This window comes from Kaistella sp. (genome assembly GCF_032060305.1).
Lineage (GTDB): Bacteria > Bacteroidota > Bacteroidia > Flavobacteriales > Weeksellaceae > Kaistella > Kaistella yananensis.
Genome location: NZ_DAMBHK010000023.1, coordinates 1 through 14,093, shown reverse-complemented (window position 1 = coordinate 14,093; position 14,093 = coordinate 1). Strand labels below are relative to the sequence as shown.

At 41.1% G+C, this 14,093-nt stretch carries 14 protein-coding genes, 1 tRNA gene and 1 pseudogene; 5 read left to right on the top strand and 11 right to left on the bottom strand.

Translation table 11 applies throughout. The features are described 5' to 3' along the window. Positions 1-108 (top strand): annotated as a pseudogene (locus V5N63_RS04985) (ferrochelatase); the annotation flags it as partial. A 114-nt stretch (positions 109-222) separates the two neighbouring features. On the opposite strand, the gene V5N63_RS04980 reads toward V5N63_RS04985, so the two are convergent. Further along, the gene (locus V5N63_RS04980) at positions 223-1,434 is read right to left on the bottom strand and encodes a type IX secretion system plug protein (protein ID WP_332033060.1); all 1,212 of its coding nucleotides are present in this window, start codon (positions 1,432-1,434) and stop codon (positions 223-225) included. A gap of 93 nt (positions 1,435-1,527) precedes the next feature. Between V5N63_RS04980 and V5N63_RS04975 the strand changes: the two genes are divergently transcribed. Beyond that, positions 1,528-2,163, top strand: coding sequence for an MBL fold metallo-hydrolase (locus V5N63_RS04975; protein WP_332033059.1), 636 nt, complete (start codon positions 1,528-1,530; stop codon positions 2,161-2,163). A gap of 85 nt (positions 2,164-2,248) precedes the next feature. Here V5N63_RS04975 and V5N63_RS04970 read toward each other — a convergent pair whose 3' ends face one another. From V5N63_RS04970 to V5N63_RS04925, 10 genes are all read right to left on the bottom strand, one after another. After that, positions 2,249-2,809 (bottom strand): thioredoxin family protein, encoded by a 561-nt coding sequence (locus V5N63_RS04970; protein ID WP_088468052.1) that lies wholly within the window; start codon positions 2,807-2,809, stop codon positions 2,249-2,251. A 1-nt stretch (position 2,810) separates the two neighbouring features. Then, positions 2,811-3,728 carry a tRNA (adenosine(37)-N6)-dimethylallyltransferase MiaA gene (gene miaA / locus V5N63_RS04965; protein ID WP_332033058.1) on the bottom strand — a complete coding sequence of 306 codons (918 nt, stop codon included), beginning with the start codon at positions 3,726-3,728 and terminating at the stop codon, positions 2,811-2,813. Between the two features lie 236 nt (positions 3,729-3,964). Then, positions 3,965-4,303 carry a YkvA family protein gene (locus V5N63_RS04960; protein ID WP_088468053.1) on the bottom strand — a complete coding sequence of 113 codons (339 nt, stop codon included), beginning with the start codon at positions 4,301-4,303 and terminating at the stop codon, positions 3,965-3,967. Positions 4,304-4,378: 75 nt separating this feature from the next. Further along, positions 4,379-4,930, bottom strand: a complete 552-nt coding sequence (locus V5N63_RS04955) for a TlpA family protein disulfide reductase (RefSeq protein ID WP_332033057.1) — start codon at positions 4,928-4,930, stop codon at positions 4,379-4,381. 1 nt (position 4,931) lies between these two features. Beyond that, positions 4,932-5,492, bottom strand: coding sequence for a thioredoxin family protein (locus V5N63_RS04950; protein WP_332033056.1), 561 nt, complete (start codon positions 5,490-5,492; stop codon positions 4,932-4,934). A gap of 29 nt (positions 5,493-5,521) precedes the next feature. Next, positions 5,522-6,583, bottom strand: coding sequence for a chorismate synthase (aroC, locus tag V5N63_RS04945; RefSeq protein WP_332033055.1), 1,062 nt, complete (start codon positions 6,581-6,583; stop codon positions 5,522-5,524). A gap of 60 nt (positions 6,584-6,643) precedes the next feature. Continuing rightward, complete coding sequence (locus V5N63_RS04940; RefSeq protein WP_332033054.1) at positions 6,644-8,278, bottom strand: LIC_10190 family membrane protein; 1,635 nt, start codon at positions 8,276-8,278, stop codon at positions 6,644-6,646. 59 nt (positions 8,279-8,337) lie between these two features. Further along, positions 8,338-8,886, bottom strand: coding sequence for a YMGG-like glycine zipper-containing protein (locus tag V5N63_RS04935; protein WP_332033053.1), 549 nt, complete (start codon positions 8,884-8,886; stop codon positions 8,338-8,340). Between the two features lie 135 nt (positions 8,887-9,021). Beyond that, positions 9,022-9,095: transfer RNA gene (locus V5N63_RS04930), tRNA-Cys, on the bottom strand. A 64-nt stretch (positions 9,096-9,159) separates the two neighbouring features. Then, positions 9,160-10,416: a DUF4403 family protein gene (locus V5N63_RS04925; protein ID WP_332033052.1), complete on the bottom strand. Its 1,257-nt coding sequence runs from the start codon at positions 10,414-10,416 to the stop codon at positions 9,160-9,162. 261 nt (positions 10,417-10,677) lie between these two features. Here V5N63_RS04925 and V5N63_RS04920 point away from each other — a divergent pair, with 261 nt between their 5' ends. The 3 genes from V5N63_RS04920 to V5N63_RS04910 form a co-directional block, all read left to right on the top strand. After that, entirely contained in the window at positions 10,678-11,679 is a 1,002-nt protein-coding gene (locus V5N63_RS04920) for an LLM class flavin-dependent oxidoreductase (protein WP_332033051.1), read from the top strand. A gap of 188 nt (positions 11,680-11,867) precedes the next feature. Then, entirely contained in the window at positions 11,868-12,989 is a 1,122-nt protein-coding gene (gene ribB, locus V5N63_RS04915) for a 3,4-dihydroxy-2-butanone-4-phosphate synthase (RefSeq protein ID WP_332020755.1), read from the top strand. 138 nt (positions 12,990-13,127) lie between these two features. Continuing rightward, positions 13,128-14,093, top strand: a 966-nt coding sequence (locus V5N63_RS04910) for a putative DNA modification/repair radical SAM protein (RefSeq protein ID WP_332033050.1), incomplete at its 3' end; no start/stop codon positions are given.

Sequence of the window (14,093 nt, the reverse complement as noted above, 5' to 3'; positions counted from 1 at the left end):
GGCGGTGAAAATTTCCACTATATCCCATGTCTGAATGATGAAGACCGATGGATTGAAGTCGTAAAAACTTTATGCGAAGAAAAACTCGGGGAATTTTATCTGGTTTAGGACCGAATTAAATTCTACAACGTTTCCGCTAGCCCCGATAGGAGCGGCATCCTTTTGTGATGAGGCACGAAGAGCAAAAGATACAGTGGATAGCGGGAAAAAGCTCCTGAAATACTACCTTACCGGTTTTCGGAATTCGCCGTAGCCTATTAATCCATCGTAGTTGCGGCCGAAAGGTCTGTAGTAAAGATAGGCCTGATAAAGATTTTCTGTCTGCCAGAAACTGCCGTTGATTTCACCGAAATTCAGACTTCCGTCTGTGTTTTTAGTGGCCAGGATATAATTGTAGAACCCCTGTTTCAGGTAGATTTTTGCGATATATTTCTTGGCGGTTTCATCGTAAAACATTTGGTTTTCTTTGGTGGGAATAAAATCATTGAAACCACCCAGCACATAGATTTCTTTATCTGTTTTTTCGGAATCGAGCGCAAAATATACCCAGGAGTAATCGGCTTCTTTATCGGCCACGCGCTCAATTCCCAAATCGTTTCTTCGGAAATAAAAGGCGCCGTTAACGTCAGGCTGGTACTGGTAATTCAGCGGAAACGCCCAAACCGGATATAAATACGTGTAATTGATTCCTTCTACCGTTTCTGCGCCGGCTACCATATCGAAAGCCTGGTTCATGTTCTTGTTGTCGAAATAATAAAACTCGTTATTTCCCGGAAAAGTGAGATTCATCTGCTGAAACAGAATTTTGTATCCAAGGGAAGAACTTGGCCGCTGGTTGTACACCGCCGTGTTCCAGTTGTTGTTTTGGATTACATTCAGGCTTACCGAATTGATGTTCTGCGACAGTGCGGCATTATTGCCAATGGCCTGCACCTCAACGCGCTGGTTAACCTGTGGTCTCCGTGCATCGGTAGTGCGGCTGATATTCAGGGCAACATTAGCGCCGTCTTCTACGACAGAAAATCTTTTACTGAACAGCGGTTTGTTTTGGGAATCTTTATAGACAATAATCTCGAAATTTCCGGAGATCTTCGGCTGGATTTTATCATTCGGAAATGCCAGCGTATAGTTGGTATAAGGCTGTAAGGTATTGAAAGAATACTGAAAATTATCGATGAGACCGTTCAGGCTACCGTTGGCGTATTCGGTAAAAAACAGCCCGTCATCCTGCCAGTTTCTGTCGAAGTGCTTGAGGGTATACCGGTAAACCGTACTGGAATTCGATAAGTCATCAAATTTAAGAATCAGCTGTTCATTAAAGCCGATCACGGGAGTTTCGTCATTGGTTTGCGGATTAAACAACTGAATGCTCCGGATATCCTGACCCAAAACAAGTGACGAAAGCGCGATAAAAAAGAGAGATAAAAATTTCATTCGTACGAAGTTAACGAAATTTACGCCAATTTGTTGTAACCATTCTGCACAGTTCTCCGTAAAACCGTATTTTTGAAACTTAATTTCCTTCCTATGTTAAAGATAAAATCATTCGTTTTCAATCCTTTTTCGGAGAATACGTATGTGGTTTATAATGACCATAAAAATGCATTCATCATCGATCCGGGAAACTTCAGCACTGAAGAGACCAGGCTTTTGCAGAATTTTATTGAAGAAAATGGTTTAAAAATCCGGAATATTCTCCTCACCCATGCCCACATCGACCATGTATTGGGTTTACAGACGGTTTACAACCTTTACAATGTTCCTGTACTGCTTCACGAGACTGAAAAGGAAATGCTCGACAGAAATCCCATGGACGCCAACCGGTTCGGGTTTTTCTTTAAACCTTTTGAAGGCGAAATCCAGTTCCTGAAAGAAAATGAAGTATTGAAACTTGACGAAAATCAATTTAAAATCCTGCATGTACCTGGACACTCTCCGGGACATATCGCCTTCCACAACGAAGCGCACAAATTTGTAGTTTCCGGTGATGTACTGTTTGAAGGAAGCATCGGACGCACCGATCTTTACAAAGGAAACCACGAGCAGTTACTCGAAAGCATCAGAACGAAACTATTTATTCTGGATGGCGATACCAAAGTGTATAACGGACATGGTAACCCGACAACGGTTGGTTTTGAAAAAGATTATAATCCCTTCTTCTAAAGTAAAAAGATAAAAATAAAAAGAGCCAGGTCTATCAAACACCTGGCTCTTTCTATTTTTTACATACCGCTTTATCTTGCTCTTATTAAGACTTCCACTTGATATTGCAGCCTAAGCTTGGTCTTTGGAATTCTTCCTGAGGCGCTCCTGCAAGAAGATTTTCGAAAGCGATAATTAAATCTTCGCCGGTAATTTCTTTTTGATTTCCGGGTCTGGAATCATCCATCTGGCCGCGGTAAATTAAGTCGAGTTTTTCATCGAAAAAGTAGAAATCAGGGGTGCAGGCAGCATCATAAGCTTTAGCAACCGCCTGGCTTTCGTCGTAGAGATACGGAAAATCAAATTTACGTTCTACCTGAAATTCCACCATTTTTTCCGGGGAATCTGCCGGGTATTTCTCCACATCATTAGCATTGATTGCGATAAACTCGATGCCTTTATCGCTGTAATCTTCATACAATTCCGTCAGTTTATCGATCACATGAAGCACAAACGGGCAATGATTGCACATGAAGATCACCAGCGTTCCTTTTTCACCTTTCAGCTCTTCAAGCGACTGAATTTCGTTGCTGTGCGAAGGATTGGGAAGTTCGAAAAAGGGAGCTTTTGTTCCCAGCTCGAGCATATTTGAAGGAGTATCTGCCATTTTATTGATTTTTAGGTTTAATATTTAGGTTGCTGAGCAAAGATAAGGATTCCTGAACTGAATTTTCAAAATTAACCCAGTGGATATCTGTTTCTTTACGGTACCAGGTCAGCTGTCTTTTTGCGAAACGGCGCGAATTCTTTTTTATTTCCTCCACGGCAAAATCCAGCGTCCATTCGCCATCGAAATATCTAAAGAGTTCGGTATAGCCAACGGTACGCAGGGAAATAAGATTCCGGTAAGGCAGCAGGGATTTCACTTCTTCAGCAAGACCTTGTTCCAGCATTTTATCAACGCGCAGATTAATCCTTTCGTAAATAGTTTCGCGCGGTGCTTCAATTCCAATTCTGATGACTTCAAAATCCCGTTTTTTTACCTGCTCCGAAATATTTTTGGTGTAGGTTTTACCGGTCTGCCAGATGATGTCGATGGCGCGGAACAGTCTTCGGGGATTATCCCGGTCTACGATATTAAAATATTCAGTATCGAGATTTTCCAGGATTTTCTGCAGTGCTTCAATGCCTTCTTCACGAAAAATTGTTTCCAGTTTCTGCTGGTTTTCTTCGTTGGCTTCGGGAAGTTCGTTGAGTCCTCCGATGACGGCTTTTTCGTACATCATGCTTCCGCCGACCAAAATCACAACGTCATGGCGTGTAAAGAGGTTCTCCATTTTCTGGATTGCATCTTTTTCAAACTGACCAATTGAGTAGTAATCCTGCACGGATAGATTTCCGATAAAATGATGGGGAACCTCTGCCAGTTCTTCTGCTGAAGGTGTTGCAGTGCCGATCTTCATCTCTCTGAAAAACTGCCGCGAGTCACAGGAAATAATTTCGGTCCCGAAATGCTTCGCCAGTTCGATGGCAAGTTTTGTTTTGCCGATGCCCGTAGTGCCGATAATGGAAATGAGTTTTTTCACGGCGCTAATTTCCTGATTTTTTCTGAGATGTACTAAACGGAAATTTACAGAAACATTTAGAGCAGAAAACAACAAAAAGAAAGGACTGATAAATACGGAATCTTACTAAGTTTGACAGTTATCTGATAAGTGACTCACATTGCTAACACCTTCCTTTGACCTTGCTATGGTTTCAATTTCTGTCAAAAAAAACCGCTCAAGTTTTTGAACGGTTTGTGTTATAAATTTTTTAACAATTATTTGATGATTTCTGCATCGATGACTTTGGAATCAGCTTTCTGGGAAGCTTCCCATTCCACAAATTTTTCAGCTTCGGCAATCAGCATCGGAATAGCGAATGCCAGCAGCGCCAAATCATCGAATACGCCGATTACAGGCAGCCAATCCGGAATAATATCCAGCGGAGAAATCAGATAAAGCAGCACCAGTCCCGGAAGGATGATGTTCTTAAACTGAGGTTTATAACCGCTTTTACCCATGATGGATTTAATCATCCGGATGATTACGGGGATTTTCTGTATCAATCCTTTGTGTTTGAAAGCTTCTTTAGCCAGTGCAATTTTTGATAATTTCATTTTCGTGTTTTGATTTTTAAAAACGGAATAAATTTCACAAATTCTGTACCATTAAATATTAATTATTAGTTAAAGTTATTGGATCACATTATCGATGAAATCGTTAACAGATTTGCTGTTCCAGTCTTTCGAGGCATCTTCTTTCAACAGAATTCTTCCGTTTTTATCGAGCAGAAAAGTGGTGGGAAAAGATTTGGGCAAAATATTTTTGGAAACCGGGCTTTGGGCGATGTACACCGGTGCCGTGTAGCCTTTCTCTTTCATAAATTTCACCACGTCCTCTTCCTTGTCCTGCATGGCGATGAGCACAAAATCGATTTTATCTTTTCGGGCCTCATAAAGATCCTGAATCGTGGGCCACTCTTCGCGGCACGGCGCACACCAGGTTCCCCAGAAATTTAAAAATACGAGTTTGTTTCCTTTCAGGTTTTTAAGATTGGTGCTCGGCACATTGATGCCTTTCAGCTGCACATCATAATCCTCATCCTGAAGGGTTACCGCACTTTCTATGGCAGCCACAGGAAGGAAAAGCTCTTTAAGTTTCGTCTGTACAGACGGGAAAAGAAATACCACCGCCACCAGGGCAATGACAATTAAATACAATGCATTTTTCTTAAAAAACGTCATACTAAATTAAGTTTATAATTTCCTCAATTGCGTCTGCACCACGGTTTTTGGCATAATACACCTGCAAATCGTTGTAAAAATCTTCACGTGGATAAGTATCCTGATTTTCCTTGAATTTCTTCAGCAGTTCCAATCCGTATTTTGGTCTTGGTCCCCAGACATTTTTTACCGTTAAATCTTCGTTCAGAATCAACACCATGGGAATCGACTGGGTTCCGTTGGTTAAAAACTGATCGATCAGTGATTGGTCTGAATCTCTCAGAAATATTCTTACCTCATTACCCGCAGCTTCAAAAAATTTAGATACGGCAGGTACCGTAGCACTTGCGTCGCCACACCAGGGTTCCGAAATAATCAGAATTTTTCCGCCGAAATTCTTTGATTTTAGCCTTGAAAGCATCTCGTCACTGACTTTGAAGGTTTTCAGCGTACGCTCCATTCTCTGGAGACCCAGCTCATAATATTCATTGTGATCATCGCCATCTGCAGGATTTTCAACCCGGTCTTTGGCTACTGCCATATACGCTTCGAAACTGATTGATTTGTCCCAATACTTTTTCATATTTTTAGCTTGAATTGATTTATGTATAATTAAACTCTGCGTAATTTGTTGATCAGGTACAGATCTGCCAACACGAAAGCAGCCAAATTTTCAACCACCGGAACCGCGCGGGGCAAAACACAGGGATCGTGCCTTCCCTTACCTTCTACAATAACCGGATTTCCGTCTTTATCCATACTTTCCTGAGGACGCAGAATGGTTGCTACCGGTTTGAACGCCACACGGAAGTAAACATCCATTCCGTTGGAAATCCCTCCCTGGATTCCGCCTGAGAGATTGGTTTTGGTAGAGAAATCTTCATTGAAGAGATCGTTGTGATCTTTGCCCGTCATTTTTGCACCGCAAAATCCGCTGCCATATTCAAAACCTTTGCACGCATTAATGTTGAGCATGGCTTTGGCGAGTTCTGCCTGTAGTTTTCCGAAAACGGGTTCGCCGATTCCCACGGGAAGATTTCTGATGACGCAGGTTATCGTTCCGCCGATGGTATTTCCTTCTTTTTTGATTTCCTTTATTTTCGAAATCATTTTTTCTGCTGTTTCAGGGTCTGGGCAGCGTACATCGTTGGACTCCGTCTTAGAAAAATCAAGATCCTGATAAGGTTTTTCACAGAAAATTTCGCCCACAGAAGACACATAAGCGTTGATTTCTACATTTTGCGGGAGCAGCTGTTTCGCCAGGCTACCGGCAACCACCCAGTTTACGGTTTCGCGTGCTGAAGATTTACCGCCACCACGGTAATCGCGGTGTCCGAATTTCTGGTCGTAGGTAAAATCTGCATGGCTGGGGCGATACGCTTTTGAAATATGGTCGTAATCTTTGGATTTCTGATTTTCGTTTTCAATGGTAAATCCAATAGGGGTTCCCGTAGTTTTCCCATCAAAAATACCGGAAAGGAATTTTACGGTATCGCTTTCTTTTCTCTGGGTAACAATGGCCGACTGGCCGGGTTTTCTGCGGTCCAGCTCCTGCTGAACCTTATCTAAATCCACTGCCAACCCTGCAGGAAAATTATTGATAATGCCGCCGTAAGCAGCGCCGTGGCTTTCACCAAAGGTGGAAAGGGTAAGAAAATTTCCTAAATCGAACATAGGACAAAGTTAATCAAAAGTTGTGAGGTAAACACGCAGAAATCTTTAACGGAGAGGATTTCAGTCATGATTTTCAGCATTCCATTCGTCCAGGATCTTCTGAATCTGAATTTTTTCTTCTTCTGAAATATTACGCCAAATAAAGCCTTCTTTTAAGGTTTTTCCTTTCAACTGCGGAAAGATTCCCGCATCCAGATCCTCCTGAATAAACTGAGGCGAAATAGCAGGCAGAGGCGTATCGAAACTGAACGGATAATTCTGCACTACGTTGAAACGGAGATTTCCTACCTGATAGGTTTTAAATTTTTCAAGTTTAAAGGTTGTGGGTTTATACAATTGGTCAAATTTGAAACCTGTCATGAAGTTTCCCGGCCGGAAAGTCGGGAAAGCGGTTTTAAGAACATTGGGAAACGAGAGAAACACGCCCAGTAAAACCGACAGTACAGCGAAAATCTTTAAAGAATTTTTTTGAGAACATTTCTGATAAAAAAAGACAAACAGGATCACAAAGAACACATCAATAAAAAACCGGTATTGGGCTGAAAAAAGCAGCACCAATACGCTTTTTATAAAAACCGCAATGAACAGCAGCCAAATGAGTTTGGATTTCTTCTTAACCGCGAAGATGAGAAATACGAAGAGGCTGACGATAAAAAGGAGATGTATTTTACCTTTAATCCCCTCCAGAAACAGCCAGTTTTTCAGATGATCAATGAACGTGAATTTTTGAATTTCAGCAGCGGTAAACTGCATGTCATAGGTTTTCTGAATTGCCATTTCAGAAGAGTTTTTCAAAAGTTCTGCATTGGGCTTCCATGGCAATCCCAAATCCAGCACCTGTACCGGAAAAACAGGATAACCAAAAGTCCAGAAGGTTTTGAAAAGAAAAATACAGAGCAAGATAATTCCCGGAAGAAAAACCTTAAGGCTTAATTTTGAAATAAATACCATGTGAAGTACAACAAAAATAGGCAGCCAAATGATTGTGGGTTTTATGGCAAAAACCAATACCGAAATGGTAAATAGAAGCCCGGGATTTCTATTTCCTCTAAATAATTCTGTAAGGATGATGAAGGAAAATACCATTGCAGGAAATTCGGGACTTGGCGACTGGATGAAGAGCAATAAAAAAGGCAGGAAAACCAGATGAATCCACACTTTTTTCTCGCAAATGTACATCAGGAAGGCCATGGCAGCAACCAGATTTAAGCGCATAAAAGGGTCTGAAAAATCAGAGAAGCCCGCCTGCAAAATATGCCAGACAGACATTTGCCCCAGTAATAAATCAAGATTTGAAATCCCGCGAACCAGGCCTACTTCCGCAATCCATTTTATTGTGGGGACGTAATACCCGAAATGGTCGAGAATAAAAGGCGCAAAGGATGCGAAGAAAATTGCCGCGAGTGTGGGCAGCCAAAAAGAAATTTTAACGCTGCTGAGAAACTTCCAGAGCTGATGGTAAGTTCCGTAAGAGAAAAATGCCAGCAAACCCACTGAAACCGTAGAAAGTTCGATGGCGATATTCAGTGGTGTGAAAAAGGAGAAGACCGTCCAGATCACGGAAACCGTCAGCATTCCTGTGACTATTTTTGCCGAAATTCCAAAGGAAACCTTTCCAAATGTACTTTGAAAAATTTCTCCGAAACCTATGAAAACCGGAATCAGAACGATAAGGGAAAACAGTAGATAAAGCATAAAAAAGATTGCTTAAAATTAAGCAATCTTTTCTTTATATGCATGTGAAATTTGGTCTTCTACTGTACTCTACCGTCTTTTCTGTCGCCGGCTCTACCGATGGTATAACCTGTTGCACCACCAATAATTCCGCCGACTACTGCACCGGCTGCACGGTTCTTCTTATTAATAATTGCACCTGCTGCTGCACCACCTACCGTACCGATGATGGTACCTTTCGCGGCCTTACTCATCCCCTGTCTTTGGGTAGTTCCCTGTGAAGTTCCTGCATAGGTTTCAGAGTTTGAACCTGAAGACGATGATGAGCTTGATGAACGTCTGGGTGTATTGTTCACATACACAGTTTTAGTTTCACGAATTACCTGTGGTCTTGCGGCTACGGCCTGAGCTTTAGCTTTCTTATCTTCTTCAATACTGTCCAGCTTTTTCTGTGTTTCATACGCCATTTTTTCTTTCTCGATGGCGAGTTTCTGTTTCTCAATCTCAAGCTGTCTTGCCTGGAATTCCATTTTCTGCTGTTCCAGAGATTTTTCTGCTACGGAGTTATCCTTTGTACAGGCTGTCATTAATAGAACTGACATAAATCCTGCTGTGAGTATATTTTTCATAATCTTTCTTTTTAGTTCATATTATTTTCCTCTATAAGCCAAAAACGAAACCATTATTGTGTTAGCGGAATGTTAAAAATGTTAAAGTTTCCTAAAAAATAAAAGCAAGTCACTGTAAAACAGAAACTTGCTCATTGGAGGTTCCTAGCGGATTCGAACCGCTGTAGATGGTGTTGCAGACCACTGCCTAACCACTCGGCCAAAGAACCATTTGGGTTTGCAAATATAGAAAATTTTTTAAAATGTAAAGAAACAAAATTACAAAAAAAGCATTTACATCCCCTGTACCTGAAGTTTCAGCTGTGCTTCCGTATCGATTATGGCGGTAATGCCAGATGGATTTAGAATAATTTGCGAGGGTTTGAGGTCGAATACTTTTCCCTGCATTTTCAGACCTTTAAAATATTCTTTATTAAAAGTTTCTTCGATACTTTTCCGCGATGCATCCTCCAAATCAGCGGTTGGGATGCCATATTCCTCTTCAATCATCTTCACTATTTTCCCCTGAAAAAGCAGCGTTGCAGTCTTTTGAAGAACGTTTTTCGTTTTCAGTTTAAACTTCGTATCGGTTAAAACAATCTTCCTTTTATGTTCGTCATACACCGGAATTCCCGAGATATACGAAATACCATTCATCATTCCTTCTGTTTTTGCTTCAATCATCACTCTTCCATCCTCGCCATAAACTTTTATGGAAGTAATTTTAATTTTTGACTTGCCTTCCCGTAAATCAAATTCTTTACCTAAAAACATAGTTTCAGCAATTTTTGTGGCTTCGGTAAATGGAATATTGGCGGTAGTCTGAAGTATAAACTTTTGCGGTAAAGCCTGAACTGAATTAAAATTGGCTATGGTTTTTATTAAAGGTGCTGACACCGGTTTTTTCCCTGTAAAAGTTTCGGAAAAAGTATCGATCCCGATATTTGCTTCAATCTGGTTTCCGTAAAACACCAGCGGGGAAATATTGATACTTAACGGAGTTATTTTCAGCCAGGTGCTGAACTCTGCTGAAATATTGAAGGGTTCGGCAAACTGATTCCAGGCCATTACCGCATACTTCTGAAAATTAAGCTGAGAACGCATCATTTCATCAATGGTTTTGGAAAAATCTTCCTGTTGCTGTCTCAGGCTGGTTTCGACCAGGGAAGTAATGGGAACTTTAATTTTACCGTAATCGAGCACGGGTTTCACTACCCATTTAAAACCCATCGGCGATGTTTTTGTCGTCACCGTCCAGTTATTATTGAAGGTAAGCTGGGTATTGAAGTACATCACGGTTTCGAACGTCGTGTTTTGGTAAGAATAGATACCGAGCGTGCCGATTCCTTTTTCCGCCCATATTTTCAGCGGAACTTCAATGAGCAGATTCTGTTTTGTTCCCCCAACCAGACGTATAGGCCTGGTTTTCCAGACTTTTACTTTAAACTGGTCGTTATTGTTATCGCTATAGGAACTATCTTCAAAAATTAAATTCTGCACCGAAGCGTTAATCAGGTTCCCAATCTCAGAAAGCGGTATTTTCACCGCCATGGTGACCGAAGACTTTATCCTCGGAAAACCGGAAACCTCCGTAACAGAGATCGTATTTTGCTGAGAAAACAAACTTAAAGTAAAGGTCAACAGCAGGAGCGTAAGGAATTTTCGCACGTTTTAATTTTCATTGAAACGCAAATTTCCACAAAATTTTATACATCGTTAAAAAAAATGCCGGCAATTTGTTTTAAGTATCAGCAAAATTATTTTTAAAGGTTTAAAGGCCGTATTTTTGAAGTCATATTTAAAAGGATTTACATGAAAAAATTCGAATTGTCTGTACTGGATTTAGCTCCGGTAAAACAGAACAAAACCATACACGATACCTTTAACGAAAGCCTGGAACTTGCGAGATTTGCAGAGCAATTAAATTATAAAAGATTCTGGCTTGCCGAACACCACAATATGGCAAGCATTGCAAGTTCTGCAACCTCTGTATTAATCGGCTTTATCGCCAACGGAACCGAAAAAATCCGTGTTGGGTCTGGCGGTGTAATGCTCCCCAATCATAGTTCACTTGTTATTGCCGAACAGTTCGGAACGCTGGAAAGCCTTTTCCCGGGCAGAATTGACCTTGGCGTAGGCAGAGCGCCCGGAACCGACGGCTTAACGGCAAAAGCGTTGGGAAGAAACCCGATGATCATCAACGAACAGTTCCCGAGGCAGATTCAGGAATTGCAGCGATATTTTTCGGTTGAAAATGCAGACAGCTTAGTGAGGGCCATTCCCGGAGAAGGATGCGACATCCCAATTTATGTATTGGGATCGAGTACCGACAGCGCCTGGCTTGCCGCTGAAATGGGCTTACCTTACGCATTCGCGGGACACTTTGCACCCGATATGATGGTGAATGCCTTTAATATTTACCGAGAAAATTATAATCCCAGCGATAAATTTCCGCAGCCTTATATCATTGCCTGCGTCAACGGAATAGCCGCCGAAACCAATCAGGAGGCAAAAAAACTTGCAACAACACTCTATCAGGCTTTTCTCAACATCATCAGAAACGACAGAAAACCCTATTCACCGCCAGTAAATGATATCGATGATGTTTGGAATCCGATGGAGAAGGCGCACGTGATGCGAATGCTTCATTACAGTTTTATTGGTGATGAAGAAACGATAAAAACCCAGCTGCTAAACTTTCAGGAAGCCTTTCAGGTAGATGAACTGATGATTACCGCCCATATTTACGAACAGGAAGCGCGTCTTAAATCTTATGAAATATTTAAAAATGCCGTAGGCAGAATGTTCGGGTGATTACCTGATTTAACTGATTGATTACTTTATTTCATCTGCTGAATTATAAAATCTCCGAGGTTTTTAAGGCTTTGTTTTTCCGATATTTTATGAATAAGAATAACAGCGCAAGGGCAAAAAACTCTGTCCAAATAATCGTTGCCGAATTTCTTAATTCTCAGTATCTTTGCGCCATCTAAAAAAGTAAAATGTCAGATATTAAACTTAACACGATTCCCGAAGCAATAGAAGACCTGAGGAACGGAAAAATAATCATCGTAGTAGATGACGAAAACCGCGAAAACGAGGGCGATTTTTTATCCGCAGCAGAATTGACCACTCCGGAAATCATCAACTTCATGACGATCTACGGAAGAGGGCTTATTTGTACTCCGCTTCCTGAAAAAAGATGCGACGAACTAGGGCTTGACATTATGGTGACCCGAAGCAGCGACCCGAAAGAAACCGCATTTACCGTCTCTGTAGATCTTTTAGGAGAAGGCGTTTCTACTGGTATTTCGGCAAGCGACCGCAGCAAAACCATTTTAGCATTGATGGACGAAAATACAAAACCAACCGACTTCATGAGGCCCGGTCATATCTTCCCGTTGAGAGCAAAAAAAGGTGGCGTACTGAAAAGAGCCGGTCACACCGAAGCAGCAATTGATCTCACCAAATTAGCAGGCCTGAAAGAAGGAGGCGTCATTTGTGAAATCATGAACGATGATGGATCAATGGCCCGTCTTCCGGAATTGGTAGAGTTGGCAAAAAAACATGATTTGAAGATTATTTCCATCGAGGATCTTATTCATTATCAACTGAAAAAAGGCGATTTGATCGAACGTATCGAAGAGCGAAAAGTGAAAACCTTCTATGGCGACTACGATTTCTATGCATTTAAAGAAACCAGCACCGACCAGATTCATTTTGCTTTAACGAAAGGCACTTGGGTTGCAAATGAACCCGTTTTGGTGCGCGTGCAGGCATCTAATTCTTATTTTGATGTCCTTAACAGACTTTCTTCCGGTGAAAAACCTTTGCTGGAAAAAATCACCAAGATGATTAATGACGAGGGAAAAGGTGCAATCATATTCATCAACAACGTATCGAACGCTGAAAACACCTTGAGAAAGTTGCAACAGTTTATCGATTTCCAGGATGGGCAGGAGAAAAGACCTACTTTAGCTTCTAATTTCCACGATTACGGAATTGGAACCCAGATCTTAAAGAATTTAGGAATTACCAAATTCCGCGTGATCACTCAAAACGTGAATCAAAAGCCGTTGGTCGGTGGATACGATGTGGAAGTAACGGAGATGGTTCCACTTTAAGCCCCCCTCTTCGACAACCAATTATTCCCATCTTCGGATGGGATTTTTTTTGAAAAATAATTCAAATTTAGTTATCGAAAAACTACTCTTGTTCATCATTTTTTTATTAAATTTGTTTGTTTAATTTAACATAATATAATGGATTTCTCACGCATTCAGGAAAAATTAGAAATACTTGCAGATGCTGCAAAGTACGATGTTTCCTGCTCTTCAAGTGGCGGAAACCGTAAAAACAATGATGGTTTAGGAAATAGCCATGCTTCCGGTATTTGCCATTCCTACACCGAAGATGGGAGATGCGTCTCCTTGCTTAAAATTTTGTTGACTAATCACTGTATTTTTGATTGTGCATATTGTGTTTCCCGAAAATCAAACGACATTAAACGTGCCGCTTTCACGGTGGAAGAAGTTGTGGATTTAACCATCAATTTTTACCGCAGAAATTATATTGAAGGTCTTTTTTTAAGTTCAGGAATTTTCAAAGATGCAGATACCACCATGGAACGCCTGGTTCGTGTTGCCAAGAAATTACGCACCGAGCATCGCTTCAATGGTTATATCCATCTAAAATCAATTCCTGGAGCTAGCGAAGAGCTGATGAAGGAGGCAGGGCTATATGCGGACCGCCTTTCCATTAATATCGAAATTCCGACTGAACAAGGGCTCAAACTATTGGCTCCCGACAAATCCCACGCAGAAATGATCAAGCCGATGGATTTTGTTAAAAATGAATTGATTTTGTATAAAGACGAAAGAAAAATATTTAAAAAAATTCCGAAATTCGCACCTGCCGGGCAATCTACACAGATGATCGTGGGAGCCACCAACGAAACCGATTTAAAAATCATAAAGGTAGCCAATCATTTTTACCAAAACTTTAATCTAAAACGCGTTTATTATTCAGGCTATGTACCGGTTTTGGAAGACAGCCGCCTTCCTTCTATTCATTCGCAGGTTCCAATTCTCCGGGAAAACCGCTTATACCAAGCGGATTGGCTGATGCGTTTCTATGGATTTGGTGCCGATGAAATTTTAGATAAAAATAATCCGTTTCTTGATCTGGAAGTGGATCCAAAACTAGCATGGGCGCTAAGAAATCGCGAG

Coding starts and splice junctions, on each gene's coding strand:
- V5N63_RS04955 (WP_332033057.1), bottom strand. CDS start 4,930: ATGACGTTTTTTAAGAAAAATGCATTGTATTTAATTGTCATTGCCCTG.
- V5N63_RS04980 (WP_332033060.1), bottom strand. CDS start 1,434: ATGAAATTTTTATCTCTCTTTTTTATCGCGCTTTCGTCACTTGTTTTG.
- V5N63_RS04970 (WP_088468052.1), bottom strand. CDS start 2,809: ATGGCAGATACTCCTTCAAATATGCTCGAGCTGGGAACAAAAGCTCCC.
- V5N63_RS04975 (WP_332033059.1), top strand. CDS start 1,528: ATGTTAAAGATAAAATCATTCGTTTTCAATCCTTTTTCGGAGAATACG.
- V5N63_RS04940 (WP_332033054.1), bottom strand. CDS start 8,278: ATGCTTTATCTACTGTTTTCCCTTATCGTTCTGATTCCGGTTTTCATA.
- aroC (WP_332033055.1), bottom strand. CDS start 6,583: ATGTTCGATTTAGGAAATTTTCTTACCCTTTCCACCTTTGGTGAAAGC.
- V5N63_RS04935 (WP_332033053.1), bottom strand. CDS start 8,886: ATGAAAAATATACTCACAGCAGGATTTATGTCAGTTCTATTAATGACA.
- ribB (WP_332020755.1), top strand. CDS start 11,868: ATGTCAGATATTAAACTTAACACGATTCCCGAAGCAATAGAAGACCTG.
- V5N63_RS04960 (WP_088468053.1), bottom strand. CDS start 4,303: ATGAAATTATCAAAAATTGCACTGGCTAAAGAAGCTTTCAAACACAAA.
- V5N63_RS04925 (WP_332033052.1), bottom strand. CDS start 10,416: ATGGCGGTGAAAATACCGCTTTCTGAGATTGGGAACCTGATTAACGCT.
- V5N63_RS04950 (WP_332033056.1), bottom strand. CDS start 5,492: ATGAAAAAGTATTGGGACAAATCAATCAGTTTCGAAGCGTATATGGCA.
- V5N63_RS04920 (WP_332033051.1), top strand. CDS start 10,678: ATGAAAAAATTCGAATTGTCTGTACTGGATTTAGCTCCGGTAAAACAG.